This is a genomic window from Novosphingobium sp. Leaf2, from assembly GCF_001421325.1.
GTDB lineage: Bacteria > Pseudomonadota > Alphaproteobacteria > Sphingomonadales > Sphingomonadaceae > Novosphingobium.
Map to the genome: position 1 here is coordinate 452,235 of NZ_LMJY01000016.1, position 26,651 is coordinate 478,885.

The window sequence follows — 26,651 nt, forward strand, 5'->3', positions numbered from 1 at the left end:
CCGCATGACGGGCAGCTAGCTGCCCTGCGGGATGACCGAAAGGCGAACACTCGGCACATCCGCCCGGACCGATCCATAGAATTGATCGATCAGGGCCTATTGCCAGTCCTGGACAACGCTGCCCGATGAACATCGACAAGTTCGAACGCATGATCGCGGTGTACGAAGCGGGCAGCTTCCGCAAGGCCGCGCGCCGCTTTGGCATGTCCCAGCCGGCGCTGACCTGGAGCATCCGCCAGCTGGAGGAAACGCTGGGGATGCGGCTGTTCGACCGTGGACCGTCAGGCATTCGGCCAACCAAGGCCTGCGAGGCGGTGATCGTACGGGCGCGGCTGATCGTCAACGAACACAACCGCCTCCTTGCCGACGTGGAGCGCAGCAACAGGACCCAGGTTATAGTCGTCGGCGTGCACCCGATGCTGGTCAGCAGCCGGTTGGCGCAGACGATCGCAGCGTATCGGCAGGCAGCGCCGAGCGTGACGTTGCGCGTCGTCGAAGGCTACAGTGCCGACCTTATCGGCCTGCTACGACGCGGCGAACTGGACATCGCCTTCTCCGCCGCGCCGCTGGAGGCCAGCGACGTGGAAGAAATCGCGTTCCATCCGCTGTTCAGCCAGTTCTATTCGATCTTCGCGCGCGCCGACCATCCGATCCTTTCCGAGATCGCCGAAGGAGGACCGATCGGCAATCATGCGTGGGCACAGGCCGATGCGCCGGACGTGTCGATCCGGCACGCCAGGTCTGAAACTGTTCTGGACCTGCTCGCGCAATTCGGCATGACCCCAGACACCGCCGCTATCCGCTCAACCTCGATGCACTTCATCCGTCGCATGATTCTGGATGGTGGGCTGCTGGGCATGGTTCCCGTTGGCCAGTTCGCCACGGAACTGAGCGCGGGCACGGTACGGCAGGTGCCGGGCTCGATTATCGAGGGGCCGCCGCTGGGCCTGCTGTGGATCGAAGGCTGTTACGAGACGGCGGAAAGGCAGTGCCTCAAGGCACTGCTCAGCGTCATGCAGGCCCCCGCCGAGGGGCACGTCCACAATGCCGTGCCGGCCTGCTAGGCTTGGCGGCTTCTCTCCAGTCGGATAATCCGCGCGAACAGACCAACATTGCGCTGGCCGCCGATAACCTGGCAAGCCATCGTGCCTATCGGGGCAAGCCGCTGGAAGGGACCGACATACCGTGCCAAAACTGACCCACCTTTCAGCCTTCCTGCTTGCCACCCTGGCGCTCGCAACCATGCCCGTTGCCGCTCTGGCGCAAACTGCCGCCGCCGCTCCCCACCCCTTGCCCACGGCCAGGGCGGACCATCCGTGGCTGACGCTCGACCAATTGCGCACGATGTATGCCGACAAGCAGAGCCGGTATTTCGAGGTCGGCGGCTTGTCGATCCACTACAAGGACGAGGGCCCCCGCGATGCGCCGGTCCTGCTGATGGTCCACGGCTCGGAAAGTAGCTTGCGAACGTGGGACCGCATCACCCAGGTGCTCAAGACCCGCTACCGCATCGTGCGCCTCGATCTGCCCAGCTACGGACTTTCGCAAGGTCCCACCGATGCGGCGATGAAGGCGCTGGTCCCCACCGACGTGCCGATTGCCCTGCTTGATAAGCTGGGCATCCGCAAAGTGACGTTCGTGGGGGTGTCCAGCGGCGGCACGATGGGCATGTATCTGGCCGCGCGGCGGCCCGATCTGGTCGAGCGCCTGATTTTGTCCAACACGCCGTCCGACCCGGTGGACACCAGCCATATGGTCATGTCGCCGGGGCTGGTGGCCGCCATGGACCGCATGAAAGCCACGGGCTTTCGCGACCAGAACTTCTGGGACGAATTTCTCAGCTTCTTCGCCGGTGACGCAAAGCGGATCTCCGCCAGAACTCGCAAGGAATATTACGACTTCTACCGCCGCGTTCCCGAAAAGAACCTCGTTGGCCTGATCGCGCGGATCGGTGACGGCAAGCAGGCCACCATCGAGATGGCCAAGATCCGCAAGCCGGCACTTCTGCTGTGGGGCGGCGCCGATCCGCTGCTGCCGGAGTCGGCCCTGAACGCCCTTTCCCGCTACCTCTCCAACGCGCAAGTCTCTAGGGTCGTGATGCCGGACGTGGGCCATTATCCGCCGCTCGAAGTACCCGACCGTTTCGCCCAGCTGATCGCGGCTTACGTCGAGGCGGCGACACCGATCCTGCCGGCCCGACAGCCTCTACAGTGATGCCATCGCCGGCCGCTCGCAAGGCATGACTTATACAAGAGGAACCCGCCACATGAGCTCCGAAGAAGACCTGCTCGCCAACTACAAGAAAGCCTACGACAACCGTGTCGGCTTTGGCCTGCGACCCGCGCTGCTGCTGATCGACTTCTGCCAGGCCTATTTCGAGCCGGGGAACGCGCTTTATTCCGAAGTCGATGACGCCATCGCCTCGGCTCTGCGGGTTCGCAAGGCGGCGCGCGAGGCCGACGTGCCCGTGATCCTTACCAACGTAGTCTACCACCCGACCGGTATCGACGGCGGGCGCTTTTTCGAAAAAGCCATGCCTTTGAAAAACTTCCTCAAGGGCAGCCCGATGGGCGCCTGGGGGCCGGGGCTTGCGCCGTTCGACGACGAACTGGTCATTTCCAAGCAGTATCCCAGCGCCTTCTTCGGCACCTCGCTCGCCTCGACGCTGACCGCGGCGGGCATCGACAGCGTGATCCTGACCGGGCTGACCACTTCCGGCTGCATCCGTGCGAGTTGCATCGATTCGATGTCACACGGCTTCAAGACCGCAGTGGTCGCCGAAGCGTGCGGGGATCGTCATGCTGCCCCGCACGATGCGAACTTGTTCGACATGAACGCAAAGTACGCCGATGTCGTCACTGAAGCGGAGACTATCGCGTTCCTGGAAGGGCTGCGCACCTGATCGCTGGCTGGCGTGGCAGACCCTCTACGCGTGTAGGTTACGGGCGATCGTGCATCGCGTGCACGCTCGGGCCCCGGGGCCACGCCGCGTCACTGGTCGCCACCGCACGCCAGCTGGTGTGGCAGTGCAGGAAAACCCGTGACACAATCCGACAGGCGAACACGAACCAGATACACCCCCAGTCCCGGCAATCTCCATTAAAGATGCAGCCTATAACTTGGCGAGCATTCAGCGATTTTTTGCAGAATCAAAGTTGAAAAATTGGCTATGCTCTGCCTGGTAACGGCTTGGTCGAATGACCAGGACGCCATCGTGCAATAAAATTACGTAAATCGAAAACGAGATTCCTCAGATTTAGATCATTTAAGTCTGCTGGGGTCCATCAGCTTGTTCAGGCGTCAGGAACCAATTCAAAGCGCTGCGCATCGCGCGCGTTGTTTGATTACTATTGAGGGATAAAATGACCGGCAATTTTAGAACGATCCGTTTCGCGGGCTCACTATCGATGCTTGCGCTCGTCGCAGGCATGGCCTGGGCTGCGCCCGCACTGGCGCAAACCGCCGATGAAGCAAGCACCGGTGTCGGCGGCGACATCATCGTCACGGCCCGCAAGACGGGCGAGGACATTCTCAAGACGCCGGTTACCGTCACTGCCATTACCTCCGAGACGCTTGACGTAAAAGGCATCGTGTCGGTCACCGACATGGCCGCATCGACCCCGGGCATCAACATCAACAGCAGTTCGTCGGGCCACGCCGACCGCTCGTTCCAGCAGATCAGCCTGCGCGGTATGACCCCGTCCACCGCGCTGGCAACCACGACTTCGATGTTCATCGACGGCGTTGCAGTATCGTCGCCGTCGCAGCTCAGCGCGATCAGCGATCCCGAGCGGATCGAGATCATCAAGGGTCCGCAAAGCGCCTACTTCGGCCGCAACACCTTTGCCGGTGCGGTCAACGTCGTCACCAAGACGCCCGGCAACGAATGGGGCGGCCAGGTTCTGGGCATGGTCGGCACGCGCGACAACTGGCGCCTGCGCGGCTCGATCGAAGGTCCGATCATTCAGGATCTGCTCGCCTTCCGCGTCACCGGCGAGAAGTATTCCAAGGAAGGCTCCTGGAAGAACTATGACGGGCGGACCCTTGGCGACCAGTCGACCAAGGTGGCGACCGCGATGCTCGCCATCACCCCTTCTGCCGACATCACCATCAAGCTGTTCGGCATGATGAGCGAGGACAAGGACGGTCCTTCGGCACAGACGCGCCTGTCGGCGGTCGACATTCGCGATCCAGCCGGGAATGTCCTGGTCAAGGGCCAGTCCAACTGCACGCTCACCGGTGACAGCCGCGGCGTGATCAATCCGGCCACCGGCCTGCCCGCCGGGGCTGCCGTCCAGAACCCGTTCTTCTGCGGCACCATCCCCAGCATCGCCAACCCGGTCACCGCCAACGTCACGAACACCGATTTCACGCGGCAGTTCCTGGCGATCGGCACCAACCGCATCGTCAAGCCCAGCGACGGCGTCGATGGCTACGGCCTGCTGCGCAAGACGCGGCACGCGCACGCCACGCTGGACTGGAAAGTCGCAGACGGCCTGACTGCCTCGGCGCTCGCCGGCTACAACCGCGAGGTATGGACCACGTTCATCGATCTGGACGGCTACGACACCCGCGCGTTTAAAGGCGCGAATTATGGCCAGGGCTACTTCGATTTTCCGTACCTGATCGAGCGCAAGATCAAGGACTTCTCACTCGAAGGCAGGCTCGCTTATGAAACCGGGAGGTTCCACGGGGTAGCCGGCGTCAGCTATCTCAGTGCCGACCAGTATCAGGGCCTTGGTGGCGGAACCGGCGCGTTGACCGTATCGTTGCTTACGCCGGGCGGGCTCAGCCGCAACAAGACCACCGGCCTGTTCTTCGGCCTGACCTACGACATCACCGATACGATCTCCGCCAGCTTCGAAGGACGCTATCAGATCGACCAGCTGGAATCCTACGCGCCGGCGAAAGGCCTGGTCAATCCCTCGAGCGTGTTCATCCCGGCCGGAACGTATGCGGGCGGCACCCTGCTCGCCAGCGCCAAGTACAAGAACTTCACACCACGCGCGATCGTGAACTGGCAGATCAATCCGGACACGATGGTCTATGCATCCTGGGCCAAGGGTGTGAACCCGGCGCAGTTCAATACCAACATCCTGTCCAACACCGCGTCGGTGCAGCAGGCGGCCTTTGATGCTGGCGCACAGTTGGCGATCAACCCGGAGAAGATCACCAACTACGAACTGGGTCTGAAGGGCCGCATCGGATCAAAGGTGCGCTATTCCTTCGCCGCGTACTATGCGCAGTGGACCAACCAGATCAATCTGGTCGCCATCGTCGCGCCCGATCCCAGCCAGACCACCGGCTACAGCTTCGTCAACAGCTCGGCCAATTCGGGCAACGTCGATCTTTATGGCCTTGAGGGTGAAGTCACCTGGCGCCCCACCGACTTCCTGACCATCGATGCCGCGGGTGCGTTCACCGGCTCCGACATCAAGGATTTCGAAAGCGTCACGGTCAGCCAGCTCACCGGCGTGTTCGATTACTCGGGCAACGAGATCAAGAACGTCTCGAAGTATTCGGCCAACGTCGGGGTCACCGTCGGCACAGACATCGCCGGCTGGGATAACGGCCGCTGGTTCGTTCGGGGTGACTGGAACTTCAAGTCCGGCGTCTGGACCGATGAGGCGAACATCGCCCGCACGCCAGATCTTCACCTCTTCAACGCACGCGCCGGCATCACCCACGGCAACATCACGCTCGAAGCGTTCGTGACCAATATCACCAACAACAAGAAGCCGGGCAGCGTTTCGGAAAACTACATGTTCACCCCGAACTTCGCCTACACGGCCCGTTACTCGGCGTTGGTCCTTGGCCTGCCTGAACTGCGTACCGCCGGTGTCCAGGCCAAGATCACGTTCTGATCGCGCCTCGGAACCGGTAACACGAAAGGGTCGGGTGCCTTGCGCGCCCGGCCCTTCCTGTTTGAGAAACGCCTTTCACCCAAAATGGCGATCTCGTTCAATTGTCAGAAAAAAGGGGCGGCCTGGGGCTCGCCCCCTCCCCACCTCTTCAGACGGATGTCACCTTGACCTTGCCATCGAGCACCCCGATAGGATCGGCGGCGATCTCGGGATAGTATCGCTTCAACATGGCGTGCCAATCGTCCGGCAGATCGGCGAAACGGGATACCTTGCCGCCGTTGCCGAACAGACCCAGTGTCCCCGGTCTGTCACCCATGTTCATCCAGGCCGGCCAACTGCGCACATCGTTGGACTGCACACGCGTATCGAGGTTCGTCGTACCAGGATCAAGCACCTGCTCGCGGGGGGCGGATATCGTGCTGACTTCGTTGAGATAGGACACTGATCCATCCGGTCCCGTGACCCGCGCATGAGAGCGATCGCGAATGGCCAGTTCGGTCCGGCCAAGCGCGAACGTGCTGACGGGGACATGGACATGCTCATATTTGGCCTGACCTGGCACGTCGGGGATCTCGATTTCATTTTCTGCCGAAACCATGAGGTGGGTCGGGATCGGTCCCCGCCCACCGACACGCACCATCTCACCCGTTACCGGATTGCGCATGTTAGTCAGGCGTTCACCACTCTGGACGTCTACGCGAAAGCTGATCTCCAGATCGATCAGGTCGAAGCTTCCATCAGCATTGTGGGTAATGCGCTGAATGGCACCCAGGTTGATGGCGTAAACGGGGATGAGGTCGCCGCCAATCGCGGCCATGTAGGGGCCTTTGATCCAGGAAAACACCAGCCCGCTATCGGTGCGATAACGCATCTTGCGATAGATCTGCGCGGCATCCTTCGCGTCGGTCGGATCCAGCTGCCGGGTCTTGGCGACGGCAGAAACGCCTGGAAGCATAGCCGCAGAACCCGCCAGTCCCATTGCCAGCTTCAAGGCATCGCGACGATCCGGTCTGGACAGATCGGTAAAGTATAGCGATCGAGACATATCAGCTCCCCTTGTTGAAAACACCAATTCGCCGGCAAACTGGGAAGGGATCAACGCTCTCGTCAGACTATCCACGGGGCGGACAATGTAGAGCCCAGCTACTATCGTTCGATGGTGTTTTCGCTGTGTTCTGTCAGCACATACATCGGTTTGTGGGTGCAGGCGCCATCGTTTTGACGGGTTGGGCATTTGTGATGTTCGCTGCAGTCAGCAAAGCAACGGTAAAAGCGAGGTGATTATGTACGTTACAAACCCACGCTGAAAACGTAGGAGTGCCGGCAAGGGGCAAGCCGTCATGTCCGTTCTCTCTTCCCCCCCACTTCCACGATGAAGCCAAGGCTTTCGCTTTCCTCGAAAGTGTCGTGTGGGCGAACGGCGTAATCTGCCCCCACTGCGGCGTTGTGGCCGGTCGCGTGTACGATCTCGATGGTGTCCGCTCCAAGCCGAGCGTGAAAAACCCTGAGGGTGTTGTACGCCACGGCCTCAAGAAGTGTGGCGAGTGCCGCAAGCAGTTCACCGTCAAGGTTGGCACTGTGTTCGAGCATGCCCGCATGCCCCTGACCAAGATGCTTCAGGCCGTGCACCTGATGGTGTCGAGCAAGAAGGGCATCAGCGTCCATCAGCTTAGCCGCGTCCTTGAAGTGCAGTACAAAAGCGCTTGGTTCCTTGCCCACCGCATCCGTGAAGCCATGCGCTCGGGCGATCTGGCTCCCTTCGGTGGCAACGGCACAATGGTCGAAGTCGATGAGACTTACATCGGCTGCCAGAAGGGCAAGGAAATGCGTCGCGGCGGCGGCCACAAGATGAAGGTTCTTGCGCTGCTGGATCGTGAGACCGGCGCTGTCCGCACCTTCACGGACCCCAACCTCACCGCCAAGGACATTCACCCCATCCTGCGCGCCAACATCGCCGCAGAAGCCCGCCTGATGACCGACGAAGCCCGCCTGTACTGGAAAGTCGGCAAGGAGTTCGCTGAGCATAACGCGTGCTGCACGCTGGCGGTGAGTACGTTCGCAAGGGTGACGTGACGATCCACACCAACACCGTTGAAGGCTTCTTCTCGATCTTCAAGCGCGGCATGCGCGGCGCGTACCAGCACTGCGGTGAGCAACACCTGCACCGCTACCTTGCCGAGTTCGATTTTCGCTACACCAACCGCGTAGCCAACGGCTTCGATGACAAGGCTCGCGCGATCGAAGATCTCAAGGGCATCGTCGGCAAGCGCCTGACCTACGCAAGGCCTGACCTCAACACCTAAGCGGGAGACCACCCGAGCCCGCAAAGGGAACCAACGTTGGCGGTCCAAGCGGCAACGCTGACGTTCGCCTTTTGACGATGTAAACATTTGCGCCTATATAGAAGCACAACAGCGCGCCCGGTGTGGACCCGTGACGCGCTGTTGCTCTTTCCTCGTATGGACCGAGGCAGGTGTGATCAGAAGGCCCTACGGGCTTACCGATCTCCTACAGGTGATTGGCCACGTCACATCTTCCTCCTTTCGTTCGAGGTGTTGCACCGCGCGGTCCTTTGGCGAGGTTGGCGCGCGGCGCCGGGAAATCATGAGGCGGTTGATAGGTTGTCAGCCGCCTTTTTCTTTGCCTTAGCAGTAAGGTATTGAACGAGCGTCCAGATTGCGCTGCGTTCCGCGTCTTCCACGCCTTCTTCCCGCATCAGGTCGATAAGTTTGTACTCAAGAGCAGTATCGGTGATCGCAGTCGCCGCGGGCGGCGTTGGCGTTGGAGTAGACGACTGCGTGCCCTCCGCCTCTGGTTCCTTGATTTTCTTCGGGCGCCGCTTCACGCCGGCAGTAGAGCGCGGCACAGAGCCAGTTAGAATACGATTGCCGAGCGGCACACCAGCAGCCTTAGCCGCGTGAAGAAAAAACGTGCGACATTTCCGCGACACGTCTTCCTTGGCGCCAGTCACCTTGAATGCATCCGCGAACATAGTCGGTGTTGCGGTCAAGAGGTCTAGTGCAAACACGTACGGGTACGTGCGCCGAAGAATATTCAGCAGCACGGTCGCGAAATCGGGCGTGTCTAAAGCCTCAACTAACGCGTTCAAACTTTCCGTAGGCTTGTTATCATCCATCAACTCCATCGATCGGAGTGCTACTTTTAGCTGACCCTGCGTCCCGCCTGAGAACTTGCTAAGAACAGACTTATCGATTTGCGGCGGCTAGCCATCTGTTTTCAACTGCTTTATGAACGTAAGCAGCGTTTGAAAGGGGATGTAGGGGGGGACTTTCGTCGTGCCACTCCCGCCTTCGGGACTGGCATCGGTTTCACGAGGTTCGTCGGTCATCGGAGGCCCCAAATGCAGCGTGTGCCACATGGCATAGATCATGTGCCGTGATGTCGCGAGCTAGAGACGGACGACGACGAACAGCGCTCCAAGGAGATGCTGGGCAAACTGGTGAAGCACAAGCCAGCGCCGGAGAAGCCTGAGTGAACGGCCCCGCCCTATGGGGCGGGTTTATCGTCGTGCTTTGTCTTGGGACGATGGCGTGGAGCCTCGCGCACTCCTGCATACCGGCCCGATGGCCCATGCCACGCATGTACAGATCAGAGCACCCGGTTTTCTACTGGATAACAATCGCAGGGTATGCCGCTGGAGTGGCGCTCGGCGTGTCACTCGCTCTCATTTGAGTGGGTTTGTAAACTACACAATCGCCTTAAGAAGCGGGCTTCGGCGGGCGCGGGTAGACAATGAAGTCTGCATGACGGTCGATCACCGGTGGCGAGGCGGCATTCGCCACGGCCTTCCGGAATTCATTGATCGCCGCAGGCGATAGCGGCAAACGATGCTCGGAAGGATGCGTGCCCGCGGCCATCGGATAATCATGCCCTGGCATGTTGGTCATCTCGATATGCGCGCCCAGCAGCGCGCGGACGGGATGGGTCCTGGCGAATTGGGCCAACCTGTCGGCGCTGGCCCGATAAACGTCGAACTGGTCGGTCGGCACATAAAGCCGCCCAGGATACAGCATGTCGCCGGAGAACAGCAGTCTCGTCCTGGCGTCGTAGACCATGATATGCGCGGGCTCGTGGCCGGGGGTTGGGATGATGTCGAGAACGCGGCCGCCCAGATCAAAGCGGCCCGTCCCGCGCGGCCAGTCCGCGATATGGAAGAACGCGGCAACCTGGTCAGGCCCAAGCCCGACGACGTCGGTATCCGGGCGCGCTCTGAACTCGTCATCACCGGCATGATGATCCCCGTGTCCATGGGTATGCGCGACAACGAGATGGACCGCGCGGCCGCCATGCCTGGCTTGCCATTCCGCGATCAAGCGGTCGACAGGAGTCCGTATCTTGAGCCCGCCCGCCCCGCTATCCAGCAAGAGCGCGCGATCTTTGCCAAACAGCAGATAAAGAAACGGCGCCTCGAAGTTGGTTTTCACCGATTGGCGGATGACGAACGTATCCTCGTCGATCTTCTGGACCTGCGTTTCAGGCTCGCTCGCAGTGGTCCCATCGATCCAGTGATCGAACCGGGGCGGAGAAGTCACCGGGGCCGCCGCACCGAGCAGAATGGCGGCGCCAATCGGCAGGATCAGGCGATGGATCGATGCCATAAAGGGGGCGAGGCGGAGGTATGTGTGCATCTGCCCATCGTATGCACCGCCAAGCGGTATGCAATCCTCGACATGGTCACAATGTTACGTCCCATACGATATTTATTACCAGGTAAGCGCGAAAGGCGCAGCGTATCGCCACATGCCCCGAGCGGCAAAGCGCGCAATCAGATTTCAAGACGCAGCGACGCCTTATCGGGCACCAGAAGGAGGGTGAGTGACGCTGGTTTACAAAGCAGATCTTATGAGTGGCGGCGGACGGTGGGGCGACAAGCAATTTCCTCGACAATCAGGGGCGCATCACGCGGTCGATCAGCGATGCGATCCAATGTCTGGCTGGGGACTTATAGGCGCCATCGACGACAGCCGGTTCGATGCGCGCCCGCCCTACATCCGCACAAGAGGCGCTAAAAAAAGGCCGGGCACTTTCGTGTCCGGCCTCCCTCAAGGAACGTTGCAAGCTAGCGTCAGAACGTGATCTTCGCCTGTACACCAGCGGTGCGCTTTTCGCGCAGGCCCACGATCAACGCCGAAAAGGTGCTGGTATACGCGAAGCTCGGCGTGAACAGGAACTGATCCCCGATCGAGGTATAAGCACGGTCGTTGAAGACGTTGTTAACGAACGCCTGCAGCGAAAGTGCCCCGATCGTCACGCCGGCCCGAACGTTAACGTTGTTGTAGGCCGGGGTGCGCACGATATTCGCCGCGTTTGACCACACGCCCGACTTGAACACATAGTCCGCCCGCGCAAACCAGGTGGAGTCCGCCTGCGCCTTGATAGCGCCACCGAACTGCACACCAGCGCTGGCCGACCACTTCGACGTGTTGGGCATTTCATTGCCGCTGTAGTCGAAGATGCCGGTAAGCTGGCTGACGGTAGGCGAGACGTATTCTTTCAGCTTGCTGTCGTTCAGCGAGCCGGCGGCGTTCAGGGTGATGAGGTCGTTGACCGCGAAGCTGCCTTCGAACTCAATGCCCTTCATGTCGACGTTGCCGGTGTTCGCGGTCCCCTGAACCAGCTGGGGCGTGCCCGTGCCGGGATCGAGAAGCGCAAGGGCAATGGTGTTGATCTGGTTGCGCCACTGCGCGAAGTAGCCGTCCAGCGCATAACGGACCCGGCCATCCAGCAGCTTGCCCTTGATGCCGACTTCGTAGTTGGTGACCTTCTCGGGCTTGACCGCAACGGTAATCCCTGCTGCGGTCGCCGCAGCCACCGTGGCGGGGGGCGAGGTCAGGAAGCTGGTGTTGAAACCCCCCGGGTTCACACCCTTCGACCACGATGCATAGACCATGGTGTTGGGATTGAATTCGAACTGCGCAATGACGCGCGGCAGGAAGTTCTTGTAGGTGCGCTTCAGCAGCGTGTCGCCGTATGCGTAAAAGCCCGGGGTTGCGATCGCCGGATTCGTGACGGTCAGTCCGGTGGGCTGAGCATAGGCATACAGCGTATCGATCTGGTAACGACCTTCGGCATTGATCGTCAGTTGATCGAAGAACTTATACGAAAGCGCAAAGAAGGCTCCCTTGGTGCGCGACCGGGTTTCGCCCGCCGTGCTGGCCACCACGTTGGCGAGCGAGCCGGTGCCGCCGCCCAGATCGTTGACAATCCAGTTGTTGAGGTAGCTGGCGCCAACCGTGGCACGAAACGGACCGCCGTTATCGAACGTCGCGCGACCTTCCTGAGAAAAGTCGCTGTTCTTGCGTTCGACCAGAAACGGATACGTCCAGTACGGCACGCCCGAAGCGATAGCGGCAGCGCTGTTCGGGATGGTATCCGAACCCCAGTTGTCAAGATCGACGAGCGTGCTGTACGCCTCGCGGTTCATCGCCGTGATCGACGACACGGTGACGCCGGTGTCGGGGATCTCATAATCGACGGTGAGATGCAGGTGATAGTACTTGCGGTACAGACCGTAGTCCTGGACGCCGTCCTTGCCTGAAAGGATGCGGCCAGTCGATTTGGCCAGCCAGTCCCGGACGTTCGATGTCAGCTCGTTGTTCATCGAAGGCGCATAGGCGCTGAGGCTCGGCGCGACGCCGCAGATGAAGGGACGATTCACCGTGACGCTGGCTCCAGCAGACCCGACCGTGCCGGACTGGACGCCGCTCAGTGTGCAGTTGGACTGGTTGGCGACGATGGTGTTGCCAGCTGCATTGGCAAGTCCACGTGCGGAGATGAGCCCCTGCGCAGCAGGGCCGTCGTGATCCTCGGAATACAGGCCGAACGCCTTGATGGTGAGGCCGCTGAAGGGCTTGGCGACGAGCAGGCCATTTATGCTCTTGCTCGACTGATCGCCCAGGGTGTTGGTGGATACTTCGCCGTTACCGCTGCCGTTGTACTTGTTCTTGTACGAACCGTCCTTGGCAAACTTGTCAGCACCAATGCGGAACGTCAGGGCGTCGCCGAAAATTGGGCCTTCGATGTCGGCATGCAGGCGGTAGTTGTTGCGCGTTCCGCCCATCGCCAGGATCGAGCCATGCCACTCGCCGGTGGGCTCCTTGTTGACGACGTTCACCGCGCCGGCAAAAGTGTTGCGGCCGAAATACGCGCTTTGCGGGCCCTTGAGCACTTCGATGCGGGCCGGATCGGTGATCGAGGTGAACGCGGTAGGCGAGGATACCGGGGCACCGTCGATGAAGGTCGATACAGTGGTCGATAGCGACGTCGAAGGCGTGAAGCCACGAATGATGATCTGCTGGAAAGAGCGATCCGCGCGGCCCGAACTGTTGTTATTGATGTTCATGCCGGGCGTATTGGCGGCAAGATCGGAGACCGAGGTGATGCCCTTCTTGCTGATGTCCTCGCTGGTGACGACAGACACCGCAACCGGTGTTTTCAAAACGTCTTCCGAACGTTTGCGCGCGGTGACGACGATGTCGCCGCCAGGACCGGACACGGCCGCGTCATCGGCAGTTTGCGCTATTGCCGGCGCGGCGAGGCCTGCAGCCAAAGCAAAAATCGAAAGCGCGGACGCGCCGTAGGCCGTTTTAAGTTTCCCAGTCATGGTTAATCCCTCAATGCTGATCAATCGCCCGTGAGCGGTGAATATTGCATTCCTGCCTGCGTCTATTTTGTTTTATTTTTATTGCGCCCAATATTTAACTGGACCGCAAAATAATATGGTTCGCTTATTTCAAGCGTACATTACATTGCTTTAAGACCGCCCTCACGTTGGTCGGTTTTCATCTAGCGCCAAATTGACTCAGGTGGCACAAGAATGTGCTGCAAATCGGTGCGTGTCCGCCTGTCGGATTGGCGTGGCTGCACATGGCATCCGCGAAAACGTGCATCGAGCCTTGCCAGCGTCGTTGGAAGGCCGAGACCTTTCCGCTGCCCCCTCGGATCGGGACCTACCGGGGGGCTGCCTGCCTGTCGCTTTAAATTCGCAATCATGGCAATATCTTCCGACCAAGCCGAGGAGACGCGCGATGAGAAGTATTTTTCAACCCGTCCGGTCATTCCGCACGATGATTTGGGTTGCAGGATCGGGCAGCCTCCTGGGCAAAGTGTTCTGCGCGGGACACGGCCTTTCTATTCGGCATCGGAGACGCGCAGTGAACGCCTGGATTGGGATTGCCGCGCCCGTTCGCAATACAGTGCATCTAAAGACACCTTTCTGTCTCGCAATTGCGTTGGCTATTGCTGCGCCGGTCGCAGCCCAGGCCACGAATTACGATGCGGTCGTTGCTGCACCGGACAGTCATCGCATCTTGATGGAGGATGACCACGTTCGGGTGTTGCGGGTCGAGGTGAAGCCTGGCGCGACGGAGCCGGTCCACGATCATCGCTGGCCGAGCATCATGTACTTCGAACAGCCCCAGCCGATTACTTACATCGAATATAAACTGGTTGATGGCCGGCCTGTCGAAACGCAGCGCTTTGACGTTCCAGCGTTCAAGCAGTCGCAAACAATGAGGGGTGAGCCGGAAGGGCTTCATGCCGTATCCAACCGCGGGACGGCCCCTTTTATCGCGGTGCGGGTGGAGTTAAAAGATACCGCTGTGCCCGGCAAGCCCTGACGCAGGGAACCGGTCCATGCCGCCGATGGGCGGGCCTCACGCCCCGACGAGCGTTACCGTGACCTCCGCCAGCCCCTCGCGCAGTACTTTTGCTTCGGCGTATTCAGGCGAATTGTAGAACGCGAGCGCGGCGGCGCGATCCGGCCATTCCGAAACGACGACCGAACCGCCGTTGCGGCCTTCGCCTTCCAGTACCGTCCCACCCGGCGCACGAATGACATAATTGCCGCCATACAGCGCCAGTGCATCCGCAGCGGCCTGCGGGTAGCCGCAGGACATGAACGCATCGCGGTCCTTGATATGGGCGGTCGTAACGAGCCAGGCAGCCATAGAAAATCCTCACGTGGGGTATTGCAAGGTCACAGTCGTCCCGGTCGCGCCAGCTCCGCCATGGTAAAGTGCCCGGCTATCCGCCCTGCGGATGGTCGCATGTGGGCTGCAGGAACGATCAAGGGCAGATCAATCCGCCAGACGGCGCAGCGCCGGCCCTATCTGTGTTCCGATCCGGTGCGTGTCGGCCAGCCAGTCGAATCCGGTGACCAGGAAATTGTCGATCCCCGCCGCGCGATAGCGCATCAGCGCCGCGACCAGAGTTTCGGGCGAACCCACCAGACACATCACCTGCAAGCGGCCCTGCGTGGCCCGGGTCAGCCCGGTCCACAAACACGGGTCGGCGGCCGCATCGTCGGCCTGCGCGGCATTGGCGGCGGTGTCCTGCGCGGCTTTGCCCAGGTCGCGGCCCAGCGCACCATGCGCCGCCTGCCGCGCCTCCACGCCGCGCAACAGTTCGTCCGCACGGTCCCAGGCGGCGGCATCGCTATCGGCGATGACCAACCGCATCGACATGGAGAAGCGCGGGTTGCGGCCATGCGTGGCGGCCTGCGCCTTGACCTTGGAGACCAGCTCGCCAACCTGGGCAACGCTGCCCGGGCCAAGCGCATAGACATCGGCCAGTTCCGCGCCGTAGCGCAGCCCCAGCGCCGAAGTTCCCGCCCAGAACACCGGGATTGCGCCTGCCGCCGGCCGGATTTCGCTGGCCGCCCCCTCGAACGTGTACCACGCACCCTTGTGGTCGAACGGCTCGGCCTGCGACCACATACGCCGCAGCACCTGCACATATTCGCGGCTGCGGTGATAGCGTTCGTCCTTGGTGTGATAATCCCCATCGCACCGCGTCTCGATATCGGAGAACGCGGTGATGATATGCACGCCCGCGCGCCCGCCACTAAAAGCGTCAAGCGTCGCCAGAGCGCGGGCCGCCATGGTCGGCGCGATGAAGCCGGGGCGATGCGCCACCATCAGTTTTAGCCGTGTGGTTGCCGCCGCTACCCAGGTCGCGGTGACGAGGCTGTCGGCGGAACGGGCGTTCTGTCCCACCAGTACCCGGTCGTACCCCGCCGCTTCGTAAGCCCGCGCCAGTTCGGACACGAATGCAGGATCGTAGGGCAGCGGCTGCGCGCTTGCCTCGGATGTGCGATAGGGCGAGATCAGCCCTACCAGTTCGATCGGATGGCGGGTCATGCGTGTCCACTTTCGAGTTCCATCGCCTGCAACTGCGCCGGATCGAGCTTGTAGAAGCACAAGGCGATGATCGCGCAGAGCATGGCCGCTGCGGGAATTGCGGATTCGCAAAGCTTGATGGCCAGGATCGCATCGGGCGACTGCCGCGCCGCCTCCCCGCTGACCGACGAGACATAACCCATCGCGCCCAGGAACGTGCCCATCGCCGCCAGCGCGGCGGCAGAAGCCAGTTTGTCGAACAAAGTGGTGAAGCCGGCAAACGCACCCTCGCGCCGCTCCCCGCTGCATACATAATCATAGCGCACCGCGTCGGACAGCAGGGCGTATGCGCACAAGATCATGCCGCCGCCGGCAAAGCCGCTCACCAGCCCCCGCACGCCGATCAGCACCATGCTTTCGCCAGGCTGGGCCGCCAGCCAGCTCAGCTGCACCAGGCCGAACAGGGCAAGCCCTGCCATGTAGCAGATCTTCTTGCCGATCCGGCCCGACAGCCAAACCCATACCGGCATCGCCACCACCATCGCCACCGTCGCCAGCATGAAGTAGGTGCCCAGCACTTGATCCCCCAACCCCACGACAACGCGGGTGAAAAAGGCGAGTGCCGCCGAGCCGATCGCGGTGCCAAACAGCAAAAAGACATGCGCGATCGCCAGGATGCGAAATGGACGGTTGTCCCACGCAAGGCGGATCTGGCGCGCCAGCGCGCGTACCGGGCCCACCCGTGGTGTCCCCGGCTCAGGCGCGCGGGGCAGCGTGCGCGGGGCCTGGCGCAGCAGGCGCACCGCCAGCATCGTGGCCAGAAAAACGATCAGCCCCACCGTCACCGCAAGCAGCAGGTGTCCGCCGCGCGTCGGTCCGGTCAGCGACAGCATCCAGGCTGGCAAAGTAGAGCCGATCAGCGTGCCGATCGCGTTGCCATAGGTGCGCCAGGCCATCAGCCGCGTGCGCTCATGCGGGTCGGACGAGCTTTCGACCACCATCGCGAAACCGGGAATGGTCAGCATCGTATACCCGGTGGCGTGGATCGCCAGCGCCAGGGTGACGAACAGTTCCGCCAGCAGCACCGAGCCCAGATCCGGCGCCCCGAACAGCAGCGCAAGGCCCAAGGGCATGGCGATGCCGCCTGCAAACAGGAACGGCAGGCGCCGGCCCCATACCGTGGTCCACCGACCGTGCGCGCGGTCGCTCCACGCGCCCACCGCCGGATCCAGGAAACCGTCGTAGATCTTGACCAGCGCGAAGATCAGCCCTGCCGCCCCGGCGGAGATGGCCAGACTGTCGGTCATGAAGCGCAGACCCAGCACCGTCACCACGTTCTGCCCGGCGGCATGGGCCAGCGGAATCATCAGCGAACCGAACCGGATGCTCCAAAGACGGGATGACGCCGGCGCGGCGGGTGACGGGGCCAGGCTGGAAATCTCGCTCGGCAGGGCCTTGTCCTTCTGTTTCGTGTTGAAGCAGGCTGACCGGCCCGCGGTTCATTCGGCGCGGTGGCAGCGTCGGCGCTTTGCATTGTCGCATCGTGCACGTCGGCGGGATGATGACGCGGGCGCAGGCACCGTCAGGTCCTGCGATCAGTTTATCCGACTGCTGATCAGGTTTGCGTTACGGACCGGTCGATGCGTGCCGTGCGATAGCGTGTGAGGATGAGCGCGGCCCCTCCCCCCCGTCCACAAAACCGGGTGCATCGGGCACGCGAACTCATCGCATGACACCTACGGGGCGGGCTATCCGGCGTGCGCCCCGTGCTTTTTCAGGAGAGGCGCTGAAGTGACCGTTCGTCATGTCCTCAAGGGGCTCGGGACACTCGTCCTCGCGCTGGTCGTGGTTCTGGCCCTGGTGCTGCTGACCATGCGCCTGGGCTGGTGGAATCCGTCCTATGAAAGTGTGAAGGCCGCCCAGGCCGGGTCGCCCTCCACGTTCGAGCGGATCGGCACCGCCAACGTGCATATCCGCGATGAAGGGCCGCGCGATGGGCCGGTGGTGATCATGCTGCATAGTTCGATGACCAATCTGCGCGAGTGGGATGGCTGGGCGGACGCGCTGAAGGACACGTATCGCGTCGTGCGGTTCGACTGGCCGCCCTATGGACTGTCGACCGACACCGCGCCGACGACAGGCCTGCCCGGCGTAGTCGCCCTGCTGGACCAGATCGCGCAGAAAAAGGGGCTGCGCCGCTTTGCCCTCGTCGGCACCTCCAGCGGCGCCACGCTCGCCACGCTGTACGCCTCCAAGCACCCCGACAAGGTCACCGCGCTGGCCCTGTCCGCCCTGCCCCTGAAAGCCCCGCCTCCGCCGAACTTCAGCCGGCTCATGTGGGCCATGGTCTGGATGCATGAGCACCTCGTGCCCAATTACTACCCCCGCTTCTATTATCGCCGCTCGCTCTCCGAACTGTATGGCCGGCCCGAACGGCTGACCGACGCGACGGTGGACTGGTACTACCAGACCAACACGATCCCCGGCGGATTCAGCCGCGTGAAGGCGTATTACGAAGCAAACAAGAAAGCGGTCTGGGCCAAAGGCGCAGGGGACGATGCGGCGAAGGTGCGCGCACCGATCCTGTTGCAGTGGGGCGATGCGGACCCGGTCTTGCCCAAATACCTGGCGGCTGACGCGGTGAAGGAGTTCGCCAATACGCGCGTCGACGTGATCCATTACCCTGACGTTGGCCATTACCCCATGCTGGAACTGCCGGCGGCAACGGCGCGGGACCTGCGCACCTGGCTTGACCGCAAGATCGCAAAGCCCGCACCGGCGGCCGGGACAGGGGCCAGCCCGCGATGAGCGACACCTTGCCCGATCTTGCCGGCACCTGGGATTTGCGCGGCACCACACTGGGGCCGGACGGCACAGCGCTGTACGACTGGGAGGCCAGCATGCAGGTGGCCCCGGCATCGCCAGGCTTAAGCGTGGTGATCGAAACGCGGGGTGCAAAGACCTCGCGCTCGGTCAGCTTTGCGGAAAAGCTCACCCGGCTGCCGTCGGGCGCGTGGTTCCTGCGCTATGGCTACGAGGCCGATCCCGGACACGCAGCCACCGCGGATCACACGTTCTTCGGCATCTCGCAACTCACCTTTGCACCCGACCTCGCCAGCGCGCACGGATCATCGTGCAACTATAACGGCCGCTATGTCGTGGCGAACTTGCACGCGTCACGTTGGCCGGATCGCCCAACCGGACGGGGATCTACCGCCCGGCGTCACGTTGCGCCGCAAGCGCGCGCACCAGAGGGATGAGGTCGCGGCCGATGCCGATCACATCCTCGACCGGATCGAAACCGCGCAGGATGAACGCGTTCACGCCCGCATCGTAATAGTCCATCAGCGCGTCAGCCACCTGCGCCGGCGTTCCCACCAGCGCGCCGGAATTGCTCTGGCCGCCGCGCAGTTGATTGATGCCGTTCCAGAAGCACTTCTCGAGCCGGTCCCCACGCGCCGCCAGTTCCGCCGTGCGCTTGAAGCCATCCGCCTTGGCGGCCACGGTATTTTGCGCAAGCTGGCCCATGTTCGCCGCAACCGCCGCGCGGATCGCGTCTGCCCGCGCCCAGGCCGCGTCCTCGGTCTCGCCCAGAATGATCCGGATCGACATCAGAAAGCCGGGGCTGCGATCGTGCGCCGCCGCTGCCGCCCGCACTTTGCCGATCACCTCGCTCATGCCGGCCACGGTATCGGAAAGGGTGGCGAACGTATCGCAATATTCGCCGGCCACTTCCAGTGCCGCCGGGCTCATGCCGCCGAAATAGACCGGCACGGCGCTGGTTGTGGGCTTTACGGCAGCAAACGCGCCGTCGAAGCGGAACCACTTGCCGGCGTGATCGACTGGCACCGTGCTCGTCCACAGGCGGCGCAGGACGGAGATGTATTCCTTCGCGCGGTCATACCGCTCGATCTTGGTCTGGTAATCGCCGTCGGCGCGCGTTTCCTCGTCGCTGGCAGCGGTGATGATATGCACGCCCACCCGCCCCGGCATCAACCGTTCAAGCGTCGCCAGCATGCGCGCGGCCATCGTCGGCGGGATGAAGCCGGGTCGATGGGCAAGCATGACCCCAAGCCGCGTGGTATGCGCCGCGACATAGGCGGAAATCGTGAAATTGTCCGGCATCACCGCAGCATTGGCGACCAGCACTTTGTCGTATCCCCAGACGTCGTGCAGCTTCGCCATGCGCACGATGCCTTCGGCATCGAAGTGCTCGAACGGTACGGGGTGCGTTTCGCTGGAGATGTTGTGGTTGAGCAGGCCATTGATTTCAATCGGCATGACGTGTTCTCCGTGGCATGCATACGGCATGCGGCTTCAAACGCTGGCACATGCGGAAATCAGCCGGAGTAATCGCTAGGTGGATACCGCCCCCTAGGCGGCGAGGACACGCCCTCTAGCTCAACGCCGGCCAGACGACGGACCGTCAAGCCAACCGCGACTGCATTAAGGTAATGGCTTTAGAGAGACACATCACCTTCCATTCCCAATCTGCAAAACCAGCGATAGGCCAGGTGGAAGTGCACCTCATCGCACAACCGGCGTTTCGAGCGGATCGCCATGCAGTAGCCAACGAGCAGCATCCGGACATCAGTTCCGGGTCAATCGAAGGACGACCTGTCTCGGTGTAATAGGGCCGCAAATGCTACTTTCTAAATTGCAACGAACTCGACAGGGGCGTTATATTGTATTGAGAACTGCGCTCGCGATCGAAGAGTTCGGCTCGGACTGTTTGGTCGTTATATACGAGATTGAGGGTTATGAAGAGGATAAGTCGTGGGGCAAGCAGCATGTCACCCTTCCAAAGTTGACGAGTTTCCCCGAGGATGATGAGAAGTGGAGGGCTCTCCCGCCAACCCCTGCCCATCGCCTGCTATCGTTTGCTCCGAAAATCCCTAACGAACAGCGCAACATAGATTTCTACTGGCAAAACACGGAGCCAGATGATGCCACCACAGCTTGTAGCAAAGCGGCATTGGCGCCGAGCTGCGACGCTGATCTTTTGGCACGCGACGTCCGCCAAGAAATGAAGCTGCCATCTCGTGATGTCGCATGGGATTGGGGGAACCCAAAATCGCGCGTTGCGCGGTCCCTGGTTGCCGGTCTTGTTGTAGCCACGATTGCCATCGGCACAGCCGCGATAGAGCGGAGCATTGAAGATCGCGTGAAGCTGATCCCGGTCGAAAGGTAGGCGCTTGTCGCGCTTGTTGATTGGATCAGGCAGGCGGAGCCCCCGTGCCGGGTTGCGCGTGAGCAGTTCCCCATTAACCGCCCAGTTCAGAAAGCTGCACATGTTCGACATGAGCGAGTTGGCGTTGGCCGCGCTGATAATCTTGATGTCGCCGCGCAGGTGAGCGTGCTCGGCCGCTTCGCTTGGCGAGAGCTTTGGAAAGAGCTTTGGAAAGAGCTTGCCCGCGTTCGCAGGGAGGAAGCGCAACACATCGAGCAGATCGCGGCAGTGCGCGCGTGAGACAGCGGCGACGGGTGTCGCCCCGCCGATCACGGCGATAGCGAGCCTCCGGCTCGTCTCATACGCCTCCCGCGTGTTCGCTGTCCAAGCACGAGACGGGTCGTCGATGTAGCTGCGATATGCCTCGCCGAGCATCGATGGGGCGTCCGGCTGAACGGTTGCGTTGGCTGGCTGAGCGACCTTAATCACACGCTCGGGGAGATCGTCCTTCAACGGTTGAATGAGCGTCGTATCGACCGGCAGACCTGCCATCGAGCGAGCAAGCTCAATCTCCGTCTCAATCCGCGTGATTACGCTTGGCAATCGCCGCACGGCAACAGCGAGACTGTTTGTGCGCAGCGAGCGCCAGATTGCGAGCCGATCCAGGAGCCGTTGAGCGTCCACCGGGCCGATATGCGATAGTGGAGTTTCTGCCCGCGTCGAAGCACACCACGGGGCAAATCCCGTAGCAGCTTACCGTAGGAAACGCGGCTTTCAACAAAGGCGGTTTTCCAGGACTTTCGACCTGATTGTCGGCTATATTTCCCGTAGCGTTTGGGGTAGCAGATACTCTCTGGGGACCGTTTTTTAGACGATCCCCGAGAGATTTCAAGCACTTGAGAAGTGCTGGTGCCAGAAGAGGACTCAAAAACGAGTGATTCCGGCGCAGAAAACCGCCATTTCTTAAGGGTCTCGCAGCGCGATACCACGACCGATACCTTGGGACTTTTTGTTGGATCGGTTCGAGTCCTGAAGCCCGCGAAATTGTGAGTGTGCCCAGGTGATTCGATAAAGCTGCTTTGGGGAGGCGGCGGCCCTCGCTAGCGATTCACGAAATTCTTGAAACTTTCATTCTTTGAAAGTATCTGGAATTTTATGAATGGGCTTTCGGAACAGATTTCGGGATCAAGCCTTGCTAAGCGAATCTTCAACGAAGACCAGCTTCGGGAGTTGTTGGGCGGGACCGATGCCCGCCGTCATGCTCTGGTACATAGGGCTTTAAAGGACGGTTCTCTGATCCGTCTTAAGCGGGCCACCTACATGTTGGGTCAGCGAACCAGCAACGATGCCGTCCATCCCTTCGCCGTGGCACAGGCGCTTTTGCCAGGGAGCTACATCTCCTTTGAAACCGCCCTCGCCTACCACGGCTGGATCCCGGAGGCCGTCTTCGCCACGGCGAGCGTCTCACCGGGCCGCAAGACGATTACCTATGACACGCCATCCTTCGGGCAATTCAGCTTTCATCCCCTCGCGCTCAAGGAATACCAGTTTCTGACGAGCGTCGGCCGGGAAAAGTTCGGCAAACTTGCGGCATTCGTCGCACAGCCTTTACGAGCACTGATGGATCTTGTTGCCCTACGGAAAGAACGCTGGTCCGGTTTGGACTGGCTTATCACGGGCATGCGCATCGACGAGGATCGGCTGTTGTCGCTTAAGCGCAAGGATTTCTCCGCGCTCCGCCCCGTTTACAAGCACAAAGCCGCCAACCATTTCCTCCAATCACTCGAGGGCGCCGTTCTGACGAACAACGGCGAAGTCAAAGGACGCGTTGGATGATTGAAATCATTCAGGAGAAGCTTCGCCAATATCGCGCAGCCAACGCGGTGGAGGAAGAGAATGCGACCAAGGAGATCATCCAGGAGATCGCCTTGTATGCGCTATGGCGTGGCGATTTTTTCGATGTTGCCCTTTTTCAGGGCGGCACGAGCCTGCGTATCCTGCATCGCCTGCCCAGGTTTTCCGAAGATCTCGATTTCATGCTTCGGTCACCCAACCCTGAATTCGACTGGGCACCTTATCTCAAAACTCTGGTCGAGGTTTTCGCCCAGTTCGGATTGAAGCTTGATGCCCAGCCTAAAGAAAGGATGGACAAAGCTGTCCGGGAGGCGGTGCTCAAGGATAATTCCATCGCGAGCCAGCTCGACCTGACCTTCGCGGGAACGGGACGTCGCAAGACCATCAGGATCAAGCTGGAAATCGACACCAATCCACCGCCCGGGTCCGGGGAAGCCAGCACCTTTCTCGATTTCCCTGCCGATTACGAGGTGCGACATCAGGATCTGCCTTCTAACTTTGCATTGAAAATCCACGCACTTCTTTGCCGAGGATATCTGAAAGGCAGGGATTGGTATGACTTTTCCTGGTACATCTCGAATGGGGTGCTCCCAAATCTGACACATCTCCAAGCCGCCCTCATCCAGGCAGGCCCATGGGCGGGGCGGGAAGGCTTCAAGATCGACATGGCATGGCTGGAGGACACGCTGCGGAACACCATGGCCACTATCGACTGGAAAGCCGCCGCCGACGATGTTAGGCGCTTCTTGCGCCCAGCGGAGGCAAAGTCGCTAGCGTTGTGGAGCGACCGCTTCTTCCTGGCGAAGCTTGAGAAGATGGGGGCGGTCTGACTGGGTCATTCAATACCGAGAATCAGCGGCGTTCCGCCTCCATTCACGACGGGTTTTCCATGCCGCAGACTGAAATTCTGACACTTCCCGCTATAAAGCCGCCCGGCCAATTTGCAGCTTGAACCGGACCGGCACCCGAATAGCGGTTCTGAACGGTGAAGCTAGTGGAGTTGCCGGTTACCGGAACCAACTTTCCGGCAGAAGCCGACCAAGTCTCGCCACCGCGAAGTTCTCGGCGAACACACGCGCGATCTCCGGCTTCAGGGCGACATCCCGCTGCGCCCGCGCCGACAAACGTGTCGAATCCTGTCGCTGCGCGACACGCTCGTGATAGGTGGATGGGGCGATCGGCAGGACGCGGCAGATCGGCTCGACCCCATAGGCATCGCGGTGATCATCGATAAACGCGATCATCGCCGAAACGGGCGGTCGAGCTCCGCCTGCGCAAAATATGCCGACGCCTTGCGCAGGATCTCGTTAGCCTGCCTCAGCTCGCGGACCTCCCGCTCCAGGGCCTTCACCTTGTCGGCAACCTCGGTCGGGACACCAGCGCGCTTGCCGCTGTCGACCTCGGCCTTCTTCACCCACTCATGCAGCGTCTGCGGAACGCAGCCGATCTTCTCCGCGATCGACACCACCGCTGACCAGCGCGAGGGATGATCCCGCTCGTGGTCGAAAACCATCCGTACCGCGCGTTCGCGGACTTCCGGTGCAAACTTGTTCGTTGTCTTGCTCATACAGGCTCCACCTTTTCAGGAGTTGGAGCCTCCGGCAAAACCGGCGCGGTTCATTCTCACGCCTTAAGGCCGTGCTGCGCAAAGCATCCAAACGCACCGTCTCAGGCCTGTGGGGTCTCATCAGCAAACTCGTCGATATCTTCCAGCCAGACGAGTGCGCCAACTACTTCAGTTCCTGCGGCTACGATCCAGCGTGATCAGAAAACGCTCTAGTTCTGTCGACTTGCAGTAAAAATCAATTTTTCGAACAATTAAAATTTTGTAACTTGCAGGTGTTCGCAGCCGATCTGGGCTTTACAGCCTATAAACGGCAAGCAATATTTAATGGAGGTTGCCGCAGCCGCTCACCTCGCACTTCTTAACCCAACAAGCCTGTATACCCAATAGCCGCTCTTACAAAAACATCCTCGGACCAGCACGTGCCTGACTTGGGAATCGCGTTTTTCAACGCTGAATGCCGCCACACGCTATACAGAGCATTTCAATTGACCTCTTTCAAAAACAGATTTTGGCAATCTGTTGGTTAACGTACATAAACCTATTTACGCTTGACTTAGCCTTTGGAAACAAATCTAAAGGCAATATCATCTATTTAACCGAATTTGACGATGAGCGCCGTGGGAGCAAAATATGAAGTTTTACTCCCTCACGGAAGCTCAAAATGCGATATGGTTCGCCCATGAGTTATGTGCGGATAAGAGCCTATATAATATTGGCGAATACGTCGAAATATTCGGATTGTTAGATACTGAAAAATTTTGCGCCTCAGCTTTGCGTACACAAAACTCTTTTGACATTTTTCGATTGAATTTTGCTCTGGAAAAAGGAGTGCCCCAGCAGTTTTTTGCTGATCCCCGTCCTGAAATTCAGTGTCATGACTTTAGCGCACAACCAAATGCAGAAAGCCAAGCTAAGTCCTGGATGCGTCAGGACATGGGTCGGCCCGTACAGCTGATAGGCGACGAGCCGCTATTCGCCATGGCGTTATTGCGCGTGGATGATGATCGCTTTTTCTTCTATCATCGCTACCACCATATTATATGTGATGGGGCCAGCCTTGCGCTCATATTTTCTGATATGAACGCGCGCTATCAGTCGGTTGCGCAAGACAATATGTCACGGTCTTGGCGCGATGTCATTGAAGACAACAACGAATACGTGTCATCGTCAAGATATCTAATAGATCGAAATTACTGGCTAGAAAAACTCCATGATGCGCCTCCAGCCAAATCTCTTTCCGGTGAAATTTCTGCGTTCGCAAATTCGCCCAAGCCTATACGCATTACCCAATCCATCTCAAGATCGGATATAGCCGGCCTCAAAGCGCTTGCGACAGCGTGCCGCGCCAGTCTTGCCCAGACGTTCACGGCGTTGTGTGCGATCTATTTCCATAGTCTGACCAGCGAAAGCGATGTCGTTTTAGGGCTAGCCTCAAGTGGTCGGTGGCGTAAAAATACGCGCGCAACCCCAGGAATGATGGCAAATGTTCTGCCATTGCGGCTTCATGCTGAGCCTCAAACCACACTTGAAAGTTTCATAGGAGCGGTTTCTCGATCGACCCGTGAAGCGGCTCGCCACATGGATTATCGGGGAGAGCAGCTTCACAATGACCTTCGCCGGGGAGCGGGTTTCAATAACCCGCTTCACTCGTGCATCGTAAACGTCTTCTCGTTTGAACTATCGTCAAAATTTGCTGGCCTTCCCACTGCGTTTCATAACCTATCAGTTGGTCCTGTAGACGACTGTCACATCAGCTTTTACGAAGGTCAGTCAAAAACCGAAGCTCACATAGATGTCGACGGCAACCCGGATCTTTATGATCCAGCCATCTTGGCGCTTCACGCACAACGCATTGTCCGGTTGATTTCAACCGTAGTATGTTGCCATGTCACGTCCCCCATTTCCGATCTTCCTATAGTCCCCCAGGACGAACGTCATCGCCTGGTGCAGGACTGGAACCGGACGGCGCGGGCCTATCCGCGCGCGCGCGGCGTCCACCAGCTGTTCGCCGAGCAGGCCCCAGAAGCCCGAACATGATCCCGTCCCCCAGGACGAAC

General features: G+C 60.4%; 19 protein-coding genes, 4 pseudogenes and 1 other annotated feature. Of the genes and pseudogenes, 12 read left to right on the forward strand and 11 right to left on the reverse strand.

Features of this window, described 5'->3' with window-relative positions; all coding sequences use genetic code 11:
* The first annotated feature begins 125 nt into the window (after window positions 1-125).
* The 4 genes from ASE49_RS11490 (at window position 126) to ASE49_RS11505 (ending at window position 5,864) form a co-directional block, all read left to right on the forward strand.
* Complete coding sequence (locus tag ASE49_RS11490; RefSeq protein WP_056772128.1) at window positions 126-1,064, forward strand: LysR family transcriptional regulator; 939 nt, start codon at window positions 126-128, stop codon at window positions 1,062-1,064.
* Window positions 1,065-1,185: 121 nt separating this feature from the next.
* Complete coding sequence (locus ASE49_RS11495; protein WP_235522953.1) at window positions 1,186-2,214, forward strand: alpha/beta fold hydrolase; 1,029 nt, start codon at window positions 1,186-1,188, stop codon at window positions 2,212-2,214.
* Window positions 2,215-2,266: 52 nt separating this feature from the next.
* The gene (locus ASE49_RS11500) at window positions 2,267-2,902 is read left to right on the forward strand and encodes an isochorismatase family protein (protein ID WP_056772133.1); all 636 of its coding nucleotides are present in this window, start codon (window positions 2,267-2,269) and stop codon (window positions 2,900-2,902) included.
* Between the two features lie 505 nt (window positions 2,903-3,407).
* Window positions 3,408-5,864: a TonB-dependent receptor gene (locus ASE49_RS11505; protein WP_235522954.1), complete on the forward strand. Its 2,457-nt coding sequence runs from the start codon at window positions 3,408-3,410 to the stop codon at window positions 5,862-5,864.
* A gap of 148 nt (window positions 5,865-6,012) precedes the next feature.
* On the opposite strand, the gene ASE49_RS11510 is transcribed toward ASE49_RS11505, so the two are convergent.
* Window positions 6,013-6,984 carry a DUF1838 family protein gene (locus tag ASE49_RS11510; protein ID WP_235522955.1) on the reverse strand — a complete coding sequence of 324 codons (972 nt, stop codon included), beginning with the start codon at window positions 6,982-6,984 and terminating at the stop codon, window positions 6,013-6,015.
* 197 nt (window positions 6,985-7,181) lie between these two features.
* Here ASE49_RS11510 and ASE49_RS11515 point away from each other — a divergent pair.
* Window positions 7,182-8,167: pseudogene (locus ASE49_RS11515) on the forward strand (IS1595 family transposase).
* A gap of 299 nt (window positions 8,168-8,466) precedes the next feature.
* Here ASE49_RS11515 and ASE49_RS11520 read toward each other — a convergent pair.
* From ASE49_RS11520 to ASE49_RS11530, 3 genes are all read right to left on the reverse strand, one after another.
* Entirely contained in the window at window positions 8,467-9,000 is a 534-nt protein-coding gene (locus tag ASE49_RS11520; RefSeq protein WP_056772143.1) for a hypothetical protein, read from the reverse strand.
* 583 nt (window positions 9,001-9,583) lie between these two features.
* Window positions 9,584-10,513: an MBL fold metallo-hydrolase gene (locus ASE49_RS11525; RefSeq protein ID WP_235522956.1), complete on the reverse strand. Its 930-nt coding sequence runs from the start codon at window positions 10,511-10,513 to the stop codon at window positions 9,584-9,586.
* Between the two features lie 437 nt (window positions 10,514-10,950).
* A complete protein-coding gene (locus tag ASE49_RS11530; RefSeq protein WP_056772151.1) occupies window positions 10,951-13,488 on the reverse strand; it encodes a TonB-dependent receptor in 2,538 nt (845 codons plus the stop codon).
* Between the two features lie 550 nt (window positions 13,489-14,038).
* On the opposite strand from ASE49_RS11530, the gene ASE49_RS11535 reads away from it, so the two are divergent.
* A complete protein-coding gene (locus ASE49_RS11535) occupies window positions 14,039-14,503 on the forward strand; it encodes a hypothetical protein (RefSeq protein WP_235522957.1) in 465 nt (154 codons plus the stop codon).
* A 36-nt stretch (window positions 14,504-14,539) separates the two neighbouring features.
* Here ASE49_RS11535 and ASE49_RS11540 read toward each other — a convergent pair whose 3' ends face one another.
* From ASE49_RS11540 to ASE49_RS11550, 3 genes are all read right to left on the reverse strand, one after another.
* A complete protein-coding gene (locus ASE49_RS11540) occupies window positions 14,540-14,833 on the reverse strand; it encodes a DUF1330 domain-containing protein (protein ID WP_056772158.1) in 294 nt (97 codons plus the stop codon).
* 129 nt (window positions 14,834-14,962) lie between these two features.
* Window positions 14,963-16,024, reverse strand: coding sequence for an LLM class flavin-dependent oxidoreductase (locus tag ASE49_RS11545; RefSeq protein WP_056772161.1), 1,062 nt, complete (start codon window positions 16,022-16,024; stop codon window positions 14,963-14,965).
* On the reverse strand, window positions 16,021-17,370 hold the full coding sequence (locus tag ASE49_RS11550) for an MFS transporter (RefSeq protein ID WP_082456418.1): 1,350 nt from the start codon (window positions 17,368-17,370) through the stop codon (window positions 16,021-16,023). The genes ASE49_RS11545 and ASE49_RS11550 overlap by 4 nt, the downstream gene beginning before the upstream one ends.
* A 424-nt stretch (window positions 17,371-17,794) precedes the next feature.
* Here ASE49_RS11550 and ASE49_RS11555 point away from each other — a divergent pair, with 424 nt between their 5' ends.
* Both ASE49_RS11555 and ASE49_RS11560 read left to right on the forward strand, forming a co-directional pair.
* Window positions 17,795-18,811: an alpha/beta fold hydrolase gene (locus ASE49_RS11555; protein WP_056772168.1), complete on the forward strand. Its 1,017-nt coding sequence runs from the start codon at window positions 17,795-17,797 to the stop codon at window positions 18,809-18,811.
* Window positions 18,808-19,263: a hypothetical protein gene (locus ASE49_RS11560; protein WP_056772170.1), complete on the forward strand. Its 456-nt coding sequence runs from the start codon at window positions 18,808-18,810 to the stop codon at window positions 19,261-19,263. Before ASE49_RS11555 ends, ASE49_RS11560 begins: the two co-directional genes overlap by 4 nt.
* Here the strand turns inward: ASE49_RS11560 and ASE49_RS11565 are convergent.
* From ASE49_RS11565 to ASE49_RS11570, 3 genes and pseudogenes are all read right to left on the reverse strand, one after another.
* Entirely contained in the window at window positions 19,214-20,284 is a 1,071-nt protein-coding gene (locus tag ASE49_RS11565; RefSeq protein ID WP_056772173.1) for an LLM class flavin-dependent oxidoreductase, read from the reverse strand. The two genes, ASE49_RS11560 and ASE49_RS11565, sit on opposite strands and share 50 nt — an antisense overlap.
* Window positions 20,285-20,472: 188 nt before the next feature.
* Window positions 20,473-20,648, reverse strand: a pseudogene (locus ASE49_RS17785) (transposase); the annotation flags it as partial.
* Between the two features lie 228 nt (window positions 20,649-20,876).
* Window positions 20,877-21,725 carry a hypothetical protein gene (locus tag ASE49_RS11570; protein ID WP_056772175.1) on the reverse strand — a complete coding sequence of 283 codons (849 nt, stop codon included), beginning with the start codon at window positions 21,723-21,725 and terminating at the stop codon, window positions 20,877-20,879.
* Between the two features lie 603 nt (window positions 21,726-22,328).
* Between ASE49_RS11570 and ASE49_RS11575 the strand changes: the two genes are divergently transcribed.
* Together ASE49_RS11575 and ASE49_RS11580 are read left to right on the forward strand one after the other, a co-directional pair.
* On the forward strand, window positions 22,329-23,009 hold the full coding sequence (locus tag ASE49_RS11575) for a type IV toxin-antitoxin system AbiEi family antitoxin domain-containing protein (RefSeq protein ID WP_056772180.1): 681 nt from the start codon (window positions 22,329-22,331) through the stop codon (window positions 23,007-23,009).
* The gene (locus ASE49_RS11580) at window positions 23,006-23,857 is read left to right on the forward strand and encodes a nucleotidyl transferase AbiEii/AbiGii toxin family protein (protein ID WP_056772183.1); all 852 of its coding nucleotides are present in this window, start codon (window positions 23,006-23,008) and stop codon (window positions 23,855-23,857) included. The genes ASE49_RS11575 and ASE49_RS11580 overlap by 4 nt, the downstream gene beginning before the upstream one ends.
* Before the next feature lie 219 nt (window positions 23,858-24,076).
* Here ASE49_RS11580 and ASE49_RS17790 read toward each other — a convergent pair.
* A pseudogene (locus ASE49_RS17790) lies at window positions 24,077-24,594 on the reverse strand (transposase); the annotation flags it as partial.
* Window positions 24,197-24,313 (reverse strand) — a sequence feature (AL1L pseudoknot). Its footprint overlaps the pseudogene before it by 117 nt.
* Window positions 24,595-24,644: 50 nt before the next feature.
* Here ASE49_RS17790 and ASE49_RS18550 point away from each other — a divergent pair.
* Together ASE49_RS18550 and ASE49_RS17795 are read left to right on the forward strand one after the other, a co-directional pair.
* A pseudogene (locus ASE49_RS18550) lies at window positions 24,645-24,791 on the forward strand (IS630 family transposase); the annotation flags it as partial.
* Between the two features lie 433 nt (window positions 24,792-25,224).
* Window positions 25,225-26,631, forward strand: a complete 1,407-nt coding sequence (locus tag ASE49_RS17795; RefSeq protein WP_082456419.1) for a condensation domain-containing protein — start codon at window positions 25,225-25,227, stop codon at window positions 26,629-26,631.
* Window positions 26,632-26,651 lie beyond the last annotated feature (20 nt).